Origin of the sequence: Saccharopolyspora flava (genome assembly GCF_900116135.1) — a bacterium.
Taxonomy (GTDB): Bacteria; Actinomycetota; Actinomycetes; order Mycobacteriales; family Pseudonocardiaceae; genus Saccharopolyspora; species Saccharopolyspora flava.
Window position 1 is genome coordinate 20,069 of the sequence record NZ_FOZX01000017.1, and the last position, 10,054, is coordinate 30,122.

A 10,054-nucleotide genomic window follows, 5' to 3' on the forward strand; every position below is an offset into this window, starting at 1 on the left:
CTCGAGAGCTCCAGCCGCATGTCCAGGGATGGTTGATCGTGCTCTGCGTTGTCCTTGGGTGATCGAGAAAGGATTTACCGAGTTGCATCGGTTAAGGCGATTCCTTCAGTGGGGAATGAAATCAATCGTCTTCCCACCTGGCCTCCGGCTCGGGGGAGCGGAGTGCGCGGCTGGGGGTTGGGCCGTGTTGACGTCCAAACGGGTGATGGCTTCGGATTTGATCTCGAAGGCTCTTGTCATTGCCTACGGTCGTCGGGGCACGTGAGATGTGGAGGTACACGGGCCGTATGGCGGACGGGTTTCGGGTTGATCTGGACGCGCTGACCGGGGCGTCGGATGGCGTGCGGGCCACTGTTGAGGCGATGGCCAGGAAGAAGGTCGCGGACATCGATTGTCCTGCGGATGCCTTCGGTCACGACCGGTTGAGCGGTGTGGTCCGTGAGTTCTGCGATCGCTGGGATGTGGGCGTGGCCAACTTGAGCGACGACGGGGCCGAGATCGCGAGCAGGTTGTCCCATTCCGTTGAGGTCTACCGGCGAACGGACGAGGCGGCGCGAGCCCACCTCCACGGGCTCTTGGTGCGTCCAAACGACATTCGGAGTCCGGACACGGCCGCCTGTTCCACTTGGAAGCCTGGTTGAGTTGCGGCGTCGCCAAAACTCGGCCGCATGCCACTGCTCACTCTGGCATGATCGTCAGCATGCGCAGTGATGAGCTGGTGCGACAGGTTCCCCTACTTACCGCGTCCTGGGAAGTGCACTTACGGTCTGGCGCCAAACCAAATGAAGATACGCTAGCTGAAGTTCTTCCACTGGTCTTCCGTCTTGAACAGGCGGGCTACCATGGGGCTCGTCCTCCGTGGCCAGCAGAAGCTACCGAAGGACTCGCCCTGTCCAGAAGGATTCGCTCAGCAGTTCGGAGCATTGAGCGTATTGGCGATAGCGGGGCGACTATAACTCTGACTTCTGCACAGGTTGGCGAAGAATGAACCCTGAGTGATGATCCGAGCTTGTGGTGAGTTCGATGGTTGAACTTCGCAAGAAAATGATCTAAACGAAGGCTTTGAGCTGACACTCAGTCGAGTAATTCCCGACGGGAGGCTGAGTAGTTTACGAAGGGCGAAACCGTGAGTTTGGTTATTGCATCCATCCATGATGGCCGAATCACTGTAGTTTCAGACACTATGATTACCTATAATGAGGATGAAACTCGGACGCGTTCCGAGCTGTTGCGGAAGCCATTCCTTAAGGCCCTTATCGTATCGCCGACGCTCGTTGTTGGACTGGCGGGAAATCTGTCGGAGTTTACAAACGCGCTCTATCGTCTGATCTACGACAGTGCAGAAGATTTGGATCGAATGCTAGCGGAGCTGCGTCACAGGTCCTCTCAGTACCCGGAGTCGTTCATCGTTGGCTCACTTGTACCCAAGCCAACACTTTGGCGAATTCGAGACGGGCGTACGGTGCGTACCGATAAGCCGGGACGTTGCGTAATCGGCGATCAAGAATCTTACGCTTTGTACATGGAACGCGAAGATCGGTGCAAAAGTTCCGGAAGTGTCGAGGTTGACGAAGCGCAAGCGTTACGTATGATTATCCAGTACTTTGCCAATATCGACAATGGAGAAACACGAAGAAGTGCATCCGAGAAAGCATCTATCCAAGAGTTCCTTGGTGATGGAGTGGGCGACTTCGATCGAGTCGTAGGTGGTTTTCTGACCGAGGTTGCAACGACGCCGTCAGGATTCGTGTATGAGCCGCACACTCAGTGGATAATGCCGGACCGAATGAGGTACCGAATGGAGGTGAATGAACCTCCCGACAGAGTGCGGCTTGTTGCTAGGGTTAAGAACCCTATGAGCCATTTCCGGTGCACATTAGCTGGAATTATTTCGAATAGGCGAGCTGTAGGATTTTTTCTTCCTGAAGCCAGGGTTGGGATATTTTACCCCGATGGGGAGCCCTGGGCCCCGAAACAAATCACTACGTTACATCAAAGCGGTGAAATGGTGCAGGCCGTATGGCCGGAGAAGAAGCAAGTGCTTTTTGGTTGGCGAGAGGCCTACTGGCAGGGAAATTTTTTCCCTGCCAGTATTGACGATTTTGGGAGTTGATCAGTATTTCCCGAATTGGTGCGGCTCGGCAAGTAGTTAACAAGTGACGCCGCTGTAGGGTAGCAATATTATTTTCGGTGTCATCTGGTGCTAGTTGTCGATTTGTGCGAGATGTACCCAACCTCCGGAGTCGTCTCCTGGAGGGACGCAGCCTTCGGATTCTGGCGCTAAGGTGGTCCACCCAGTCGGCCACACGTCATTCTTGATATTTTCATCCGCGGCTCGACGTGCTCCGTTTAATGAGACTCCGCCTTCGAATTCCGCATCACCAAACCAGGTAGAATCTTGAAAATAGGCTTCGCTGAAGCCGGCTATTCCATGGAAACAAGAGAACCCGAATCCAGTTTCCCCTTTGAAGTAAGCGCGGTCAAAACTTGCCATCCCCATAAACTCGGAGCTACTAAACTCGACCAACTTATAAAATTCGGCGCCGTTAAACCAGGCTTGCCCAGAGAATTTCGTGTCACTGAATCCAGCTGGCCCTCGAAATTTGGTCTGCCGGAAACGTGTCGCCCCATAGAAATGCGCGTAATCGAAACGGCAGCTTTCGATTTCAGATTGTGAAATGTCGAAGTTAATAAGGGTGGCCCCAGTTAGATTGAGTTCGATGTTCTTCCAGAATCGATTCCCATCTTTCTTGCCTGCTCCTGGCTTAAGGTGATCGGATAGAATTGTTTGCGCGGTCAGTCGGACTTGGATCTCTTCGTGCAAATATGTGGAGTCATTTGAATTTTCGGATGATGGCTCGATGGGTCGATTTGAAGGGGTAGTGGTCGGCGGGTCCGGAAATGGCATTCGTAGGTATGCGCAGATTACATTAACGACAGTTTGCCTTTGTTCAGGATGGTTCTGTCCGAGTCGTTCAAGTTGGTAAAGTCCATTTAGTCGAACAGCTGCTTTTTCGCTTCCTAGTTGTTCGCCTGCGCTAGCTTGGAGGTCGCTAATTCGACGTTCTTCAGCGTCGTGTCTCGTGTAAGCGTTGTATTCCTCGGTCTTTTGTTGGCGGCGCGCGGCGAGGAGCAGTCCAGCGGCACCCCCCGTACCGACCGCGATTGTTCCTGCTGTGCGGATGATTTCGACTGCGCTCCGGCCGTCATGGGGAGGGTAGGCCAGAAAGAGTGTAACGGCGGAACTAATCCCGACAGCGAACATGATCGACCCAGCGACGATGATAGCGCGCTTAGTCAATACGTTAGGTGGGGTTTGCGTGGTGCGGTTGTCGATCACGATGTTAGATACTGGCAGTTGTTCGGTCAGTGTGGGAAGGGCTATCGAAACTTAGCTTCGCTAAGGGTCGAACTGTTGGACCCAGATGAGGTGCTTGCTGTCCTGTTCTCGGACTAGTGGCTTGTCAGGCACCGTTGGGTAGGCAAGCTTCGGGCGCACTCCTATTGGCATCTCGGGCGAGCTTGTACGCAGCTGAGACTCTACGAAGCTGCCTTCGCTCACCTGAGGGGAGGACTGGCTGGGGAGGAGTGTGAGGGCAATGAGCTGGGGCAAGCGCACACCCACCGAGCGATGGTGGCTGTGTGGGGCCGGTAGGGAAACGACGTCATGGTGCTCAAGCACGCAGAGGGCTCTGCGGCTGTACGAGGAACGCAGCATCGAAGTGAGCGGGTGCCCACGCCCTGAACGAAGTCGGCTGGTACACGGCGAAACTCGCGGATGACAAGCAGGCTCACGAGATCTGCACCGAAGCTCTTGTGCGGTGCTAACGCACCCAGATCCTCTAGTGGCGAAGCGGGCGCTCGAGTCAGCCTCAGCCACATTGCCGGGTGGAGGGGGCAGCACGAGGAAGCTGTTGAGCACTTGGAGTTGGCGCTGCGTCTGTATCAAGGGCTGGGCGACGCAGCCGCACACGCGGACGTGCTCGTGCAACTTGGTGTGGTGCATGAGCGCGAGGACTCGTCGAAGGCTGAGGCGTGCTGGCGGCGTGCGATCTCGATCTACCGAGAGCAGGGACGCTCGGCTGAGGTCGCCCAGCTCGAGGAACGGCTAGAAGAGCTGGACGCTCGTGTCAGGGGATGAGTCAGCGGAGAGAACGATCCCGTGGAGGCGAGCTGCTTGGAGCACAGCCGTGAGCAGGCGCGTTAACGACGACCTGGGATCGTCACCTGCGGCCATGTGCCGGCGGACGTCCGCGATCGCAGCGTCGACTTCTTCGAGCGCTCGCCAGTCCTGATCGAGCTCCTTCGCGCGCAGCCGAGCGCGGTGTGCTCTCTGCCGGCAGGCCGGCCCGTGGTACTGGGCAGGGCGGCCACGGGGTGAAGACGGCGGAAGTGGCTCGCCGCAGCCCTGGCAGGTGGAAGCCTGCATGAGCGTCATCTCCGTAGGTAAATTGCCGCGGGCTAGAGCCGCTTGAGGCCCTCCAACACGGCTCGCAGGACGTGGAGCGGAGGCCTCGTCGGTTCCGAGATCTCGTCTCCGAGGGGGGCGTCGATTCGGAGCAGGCGTTGAGTCGGCAGGTCCGGACTGAGGTCGCCGGACCAGGTGGTTCGGTACCCGTGCTCGGTGCACGTCCTTCTGGCGATCACCGCGGTGACTGGCTTTGGGTCTGTTCGGGTGCGGCTTTGCGCGCTGAGGGTTGCTCGCGGATCAAGCCGGCGAGTTGGTCGAGCGTCGAGGCGAGAGCGTCACGCTCCCGCTGGTCGTAAGTCCCTTGCGGCAGGTAGTAGGCGGCGTCGTCCAGCAGCCACTGGGCTTTCCGGAGCAGGACCGCGAGCTTGCTGTCCTCGGGCGCTGGCGAGTTGGGTTCACCCGGTTCGCGGCTGATCTGCGTCGCAGCGGTGAGACGCATCAGGCAGGCGGCACATGGTGCGCAAGCTGGAGCCCGCTCGGAAGTCGCGGGTTCCCCAGGGCTAGTGGCCAGCTCGAGGTTCGAAGGATCGAACTTCTGCTGGCACCAGGCCTCAACCACGGTCCGAGTGCTGGTCGGCGCGGCGCAGTGCGCAACGCGAAGGGACTCGGCCACTACACCTGGGCGGTACTGGAACCAGATCGCCGGCTCAGCTGAAGCGTTCATGCGCGTTCTCCGTTCGAGGGTGGCCGCGGCCAGGCCTGGAGGTGTGCCTGGCCGCGGCCGGCATCCGGCGGCGATCGGGGAGTGGTCGCGCAACGCCGCCGGAAGGATTTCGTGACCGTTGGTGAGCGGTCCATGGCAGACTGAAATCAGGTTGACATCAGCTCTTTGTCAGCGGAACGACGCGAAGGCGACATACAGACGACATAGCGGGTGCAGCTGTGGGAAGGGGTTGCAATGCAGACGGCGCGCACGGTTCTCGAGCAGAGGATCTGGGAACGACGGCAGACGCTGCAGGAGTTCACGGAGTGGGCCGAGACGTTCGCGCGCGAACACGACGAGCCAGGCACGTTGAGCGTTCGTCACCTTCAGCGCCTCGTCGCTGGCGAGGCACCTAGCGGGCAGCCGGTCGGACGACCTCGACCGGCGACGGCGAGGCTGCTCGAAGCCATCTTCGGCGTAGGCATCGACGTTCTGCTGGCACCGCCAGGGGCTGACGCTGATCCTCGGAACACCGACCCGGCATGGCAGCCCTCCCTCAACTTCGAAGCAAGGATCACAAGTGCTCGGCGGGGCACGGCACTTGCCGTGCAGACCGCTGATGCGCGTGTCGATATGGCGCAGTCCTTTGCGTGGCTCGATGCTCGAACTGGGTGGAGCCCGGAAACGACGCGGCGCAAGGTGACATCTCGACTGGCCTCAATGGGTGTCGATGAAGTGCTCGATCGGCCAGCACGCCGTCGCAAGGTCGGGCGAAGCCAGATCACTAGAGCGCTGGCTGACTACTACGGGTCCGCCGAGTCCGGGCATCACCTCTACATCCTTAGGTGCGGGGAATCCGAAATCGCCACGAGCATTCTGACCTGCGAAAGCTGGCTCGACCTCGGATGCCGACTGGGCACGGGGAACGACAGAGTGGAGCTGCGCGCGGACCCGTCGGACGCAGACGAGGCTGGGACGTCGGACCAGGCGATTGATCGTCTCGCTGAAGCCGCAGCGCAGGGAGTTCGGATCGCGAACATGCCCCTCTATCGGCTGCTGGACCTGGAAATTCGGCCGGGGAAGATCTCAGCTGAGGTCGGGACGGTGCCGTTCATCGAGTACGCCGCCTCGATGGATCTCCTTGAGAACGAGCTGATAGATGCTCTTGCCGCCGGCACGCCAGCACAACTCCAGCTGCGCGACCGCTACCTACCGAACCTCGACTCCGTGCTCAACCTATCGGGGAGGCTCTGCGCAGGGGGAGTGCTCGCGCTCTGCGCCATCGCGCGTCCACCTGACCGATATCGCGGGGATCGCGACTTCGCGCTCGTAGTGCAACAGCGGTCAAACCACGTGCTCAACGCAGCCCAGAAGCTCTCGGTAATCCCGAAGGGCTTCCACCAGCCAATGACCGACCTCCACGCGGACGCTCAGCTGACCTCGACGCTCCTGCGAGAGATGGAGGAGGAGCTTTTCGGCAGGCAAGACGTCGACAACACGGTCGACGGCACGTGTGCCGCGGCCCCGCTGCATCCTGGACGGATGTCAGAGCCGATGCGTTGGCTGATGGCGGACGAGTCCCGACTACGCATGGAGTGCACGGGCTTCGGCCTGAACCTCATGAGCGGCAACTACGAGTTCGCTTGCCTCCTGGTCATCGAAGACGACGAGTTCTGGACCCGCTATGGAGGAGAAATCGAGGCGAACTGGGAAGCCTCAGGACTCCGCTTGTACTCCAGCTGTGATCAACTACTCGTCGGTGATCTGATCAGCGACGAGTCCTGGAGTAACGAGGGCATATTCGCGTTCGCTCAGGGAATCCGCCGTTTGCGAGAGAGCAGCGCGGGTGGGTGAAGCCGCCGTTCGTACAGGCTAAACGCGGGGGTCTATTGACGCGCTGGCTAGTGGTGTTCCGACCTTCTTTCTTTCTCAAGGGCGGTCCCTGCGGGCACGGCTCCGCCAGACGAAGGCTGCACGCTCGGGAACAACGAGAGGTCCTTGCCGGACGGGCAGGCCAGCAGGGTGAGGGGGGACAGGCACATCGACTGCGGTCCGGTCATGGCTGCTCTGTCCTCACCCCATCGACCTCCACAAGGGCTATCAGCCCGCGTCAAGGGGGCAAGCTTGAGTGTCGGCATCTCCCGCTGGCCACGGCGGTTGCTCCCTTGACACGAGTTGATGAGGGCTACGCCAGTTCGACGGGGCGAGGACAGAGGCCCTCCCTCGTAGGGGGTGTGGGAGAGAGACCGGGCCCTCCGACGGAGCGAACACGCATACCGAGTGTGCTCCAGTGGAAGTGAGGAGAGCGCCGCTTGGACTCTCAGAGGCCGTTTAGCTTGTCCCTCAGTTCCTTGGTCAACTCGGGATCGTGCTCTTTTGACGCTGATTCCTTCCTTCTCGCGTCCACGAGTACGGACTTAATGCGAAACCCATAGGTTCTGGAAGCGAGATCGGCGGCCTTTTCGAGTTTGTCTTTTACTGTGTCATTGTATTCTTCGTCAGTGTAGGCAATCACGAGGAAAATTCCGTAATTGACCCCTTCTGCTGTCTGATATGCTGGCAGCTGGGAAAGAACTCCGTCCAAAAGTTTGGTGCTCCGCGCAAGCTTTACTTCAATAAGCGCCCTGGCTGACCACCCTTGGGAGAACTTGAAATCCACCGGCCCTCTGCCTGCGTTGGCCTCGCCTGTAATATCAACATTCGCAACCCGGCAGTAGTTGGAAGCAATCATCCTAAACATAACTTGCGCGGCATGTTCGGCTCTTCCGCGCTTGTCGTCCCAAAGCAGATACCAGTCGTCCTGATTTTCAATTCCGTGCTTGTACCAGTAGACAACTGCGTCAACAAACTCTTCGAAGTCGCTGGGGGTGCGAGGGACAACGGGATCTGTAAGATTCTCGACAGCCTTCTTTCCGTGCTCGTCGATATGCACAAGAAGCTTCGGGTCCTCACCTACCGGATACGGCTCCTTGGGTTCCTCTTCTAGCTCATTTAAGTACTCCACCACTGAGCTCGGATGGAGACGAGCCATCTTCGCTTTGGTTTTTCGCAGCACCTTGCTGGCGATCTCCCAATTGAAGTCCCTTCGAAGTTCTTCGCCCATGTTCGCCCAGGCCCATTTCCAGTGCCCGTTCGGGGTTGCGATCGGGATATTGCGGACGAAGCGCTGTGGAACCAGCAGGACGTGCAGCTCGGCAGAGCGGACCTCTCCCTTGCGAATGTATTCAAAATTGTTGATTGGAAGGTCGTGCCACTGATTTAGCCAGCGTTGGCCTTCCAGGGTCCAAGAAGCATTTCGCACAAGCTGCTTCTGTGTTGGGATTCCGTGTCGAGCGCATATGTTCTTCGTGTACTCAATGAAATAGCTCTTGAGGACATTGCAGACAGTATCGCCAATTCGGTCTAAGCCGATTCCGCCTTGAAACAGCGAGATCGCCTCCATGTGGACGACCTGACTCAGCCCGGCCTCAAATGCGGTATTAAGCCCATCCATCATCTCCGCACGAAGTTTGCCAGCGGAGCCTATTCCAAGGATTGACCCCTCTGAAACTCCAAGGCAGAATTCCGGAGGCTCGGGGAATGTCAGCAATTGTGCCGCCCTTCCCCATTCTGGACTGTTCTGGTTGCCTTTGGAAGCGCGCACGAGGTCGAACACCATTCCGAAAAATGCGATCAGGTCGTCATGCGCCTTCCCCCAGAAAGGGTCATCACCAGATTCCCAGATCAAAAACGGGTCGACGGACAGATTTGTGTCGACTGCAAGGTTGACATCAAGCCAATCATCCTCGGGGCCTCTTTGGATTCCATATTTCTCTGAAAATTGCATTAACGGCGCTCCTAGGTGACCCAACCCTGCACTTGAGGTGATCTTGCCAAAAAATGATTGGGATGGTCGCCAGTTGCTTCTTTTTCACCCGAACAGCCGAGAGTGGGGGTATCATGCAATACGACAAAAGGGTCTCAAACCTACGGCCGGTTGCCGCCAGGCAAGGTCGCTGGTCGACGTTGATAGCGTTCAGGCGTGTCCGTGCATGCGCGTCTTCCCTCGGTGATTGAAGCTGCTGAATCCCTTGCTGCGGGGCTTATTAACCCGACGCTGCTGGTCACGCTGCACCGTGACATCGATGGGCTACACGGTCTCGACGGGCACAAGCTCGGGCGATCCACTAAGCAATACGCGCTCCGCTGGGCGATTTTCACGATGTCGTACGCCGCCATCGAAGCCTTCTTCAACGATGTTCTCCGTGATCCTGGGAGCCCGCGGGCGTTGCCGCTGAACCCGGACAAGTTGCGCAGCGTCGGCGACCAGCAGGGAGTCAGGCTCTTCACGAACGACTGGGGCGTGCGGACGCGGTGTCCGGCAACATCCGGTGGCAACCGATCCAGGTGGGTGGTCTTCGCTGGCAAGCAGTCGTTGGGCGCGTATCTGGCAGACATGAAGAAGCTTCGTGACCTGCTCAGTCACGGTCAGGACCCTCGGATGACGTCGAACGCCTCCGGCGCGCTGTGGCAACTAGCGAAGGGAGGCAACTCAATGCGCCTCATGGGTGCGGAGGGGTTCATACAGGCTGCCTGCGATCTGGCAGCTCAGAGCCTGTTCCTGAACTTGATCTTGGGTGGTGGGTGGGTGCGGGCATGAGAAGGGACTCCTGGTAGATCGGTTGATGCCTAGTCATCCGCTCTACCGAGGAGTCCCGAGGTGTCATCGTGCCCGAATGCGTCGCTGGTTCACGCGCGGGGTGGGCAATGCTGCCTGCTGGCCACCTCGCATCGCCCTTCACGCAGGTCACGTCGCTATCCCTCGGACATGAGCGAGGCGCAGTGGGCGGTCATTGAGCCGCTGCTACCGACGCCAGGATGGCTGGCCGGTCGAGGCGGACGTCGAACCAAACACTGCCGCCGCGAGATCGTTGACGCGATCCTGTACGTGGTCGACAACG

8 protein-coding genes are annotated in these 10,054 nt (G+C 58.8%); 5 read left to right on the plus strand and 3 right to left on the minus strand.

All coding sequences use genetic code 11. The features are described 5' to 3' along the window. The first annotated feature begins 1,522 nt into the window (after positions 1 to 1,522). Complete coding sequence (locus BM424_RS28640) at positions 1,523 to 2,113, plus strand: hypothetical protein (RefSeq protein WP_139274197.1); 591 nt, start codon at positions 1,523 to 1,525, stop codon at positions 2,111 to 2,113. Between the two features lie 90 nt (positions 2,114 to 2,203). Here the strand turns inward: BM424_RS28640 and BM424_RS28120 are convergent, their stop codons facing one another. Continuing rightward, on the minus strand, positions 2,204 to 3,340 hold the full coding sequence (locus BM424_RS28120; RefSeq protein WP_139274198.1) for a pentapeptide repeat-containing protein: 1,137 nt from the start codon (positions 3,338 to 3,340) through the stop codon (positions 2,204 to 2,206). 438 nt (positions 3,341 to 3,778) lie between these two features. Between BM424_RS28120 and BM424_RS29785 the strand changes: the two genes are divergently transcribed. Beyond that, positions 3,779 to 4,141 carry a tetratricopeptide repeat protein gene (locus tag BM424_RS29785; protein ID WP_093424334.1) on the plus strand — a complete coding sequence of 121 codons (363 nt, stop codon included), beginning with the start codon at positions 3,779 to 3,781 and terminating at the stop codon, positions 4,139 to 4,141. A gap of 502 nt (positions 4,142 to 4,643) precedes the next feature. Here the strand turns inward: BM424_RS29785 and BM424_RS28135 are convergent. Further along, positions 4,644 to 4,910 carry a hypothetical protein gene (locus BM424_RS28135; protein WP_093424339.1) on the minus strand — a complete coding sequence of 89 codons (267 nt, stop codon included), beginning with the start codon at positions 4,908 to 4,910 and terminating at the stop codon, positions 4,644 to 4,646. 459 nt (positions 4,911 to 5,369) lie between these two features. Here BM424_RS28135 and BM424_RS28145 point away from each other — a divergent pair, with 459 nt between their 5' ends. Further along, positions 5,370 to 6,968, plus strand: a complete 1,599-nt coding sequence (locus tag BM424_RS28145) for a transcriptional regulator (protein ID WP_245776192.1) — start codon at positions 5,370 to 5,372, stop codon at positions 6,966 to 6,968. A gap of 466 nt (positions 6,969 to 7,434) precedes the next feature. On the opposite strand, the gene BM424_RS28645 is transcribed toward BM424_RS28145, so the two are convergent. Beyond that, positions 7,435 to 8,940, minus strand: a complete 1,506-nt coding sequence (locus BM424_RS28645) for a hypothetical protein (protein ID WP_139274199.1) — start codon at positions 8,938 to 8,940, stop codon at positions 7,435 to 7,437. Positions 8,941 to 9,135: 195 nt separating this feature from the next. On the opposite strand from BM424_RS28645, the gene BM424_RS28155 reads away from it, so the two are divergent. Next, entirely contained in the window at positions 9,136 to 9,753 is a 618-nt protein-coding gene (locus BM424_RS28155) for a hypothetical protein (RefSeq protein WP_093424345.1), read from the plus strand. Positions 9,754 to 9,921: 168 nt separating this feature from the next. Next, positions 9,922 to 10,054: transposase (locus tag BM424_RS28160; protein ID WP_139274200.1), on the plus strand; the 133-nt coding region annotated here is incomplete at its 3' end.